Consider the following 425-nt stretch of genomic DNA (forward strand, 5'->3'; position numbering starts at 1 on the left):
ACCTCCACCGTCAAGCAGAACGCCGACAACGCCCGCCAAGCCAACCAGCTCGCCCACGGGGCTTCGGACGTCGCCACCAAGGGCGGCGACAAGGTGCGCGAAGTCGTCGTCACCATGGGAGCGATCACCGAGAGCTCCAAGAAGATCGCCGACATCATCCAGGTCATCGACGGCATCGCCTTCCAGACCAACATCCTCGCCCTCAATGCCGCCGTCGAGGCCGCCCGGGCCGGGGAGCAGGGGCGCGGCTTCGCCGTGGTCGCCGGTGAGGTCCGGACCCTGGCACAGCGCTCCGCCGCGGCCGCCAAGGAGATCAAGACGCTGATCAATGACTCCGTCGACACCGTCGAGGGTGGCTCCAAGCTCGTCGAGCAGGCCGGCGCCACCATGGAGGAGATCGTCTCCGCCGTGAAGCGGGTCACCGA

General features: G+C 68.0%; 1 protein-coding gene. It reads left to right on the forward strand.

Annotated features, from left to right (window positions below):
• The coding region (locus G6032_RS01380; RefSeq protein WP_240901879.1) for a methyl-accepting chemotaxis protein at positions 1-425 on the forward strand (425 nt) is incomplete at both ends.

Source organism: Wenzhouxiangella sp. XN24, from assembly GCF_011064545.1.
Classification (GTDB): domain Bacteria; phylum Pseudomonadota; class Gammaproteobacteria; order Steroidobacterales; family XN24; genus XN24.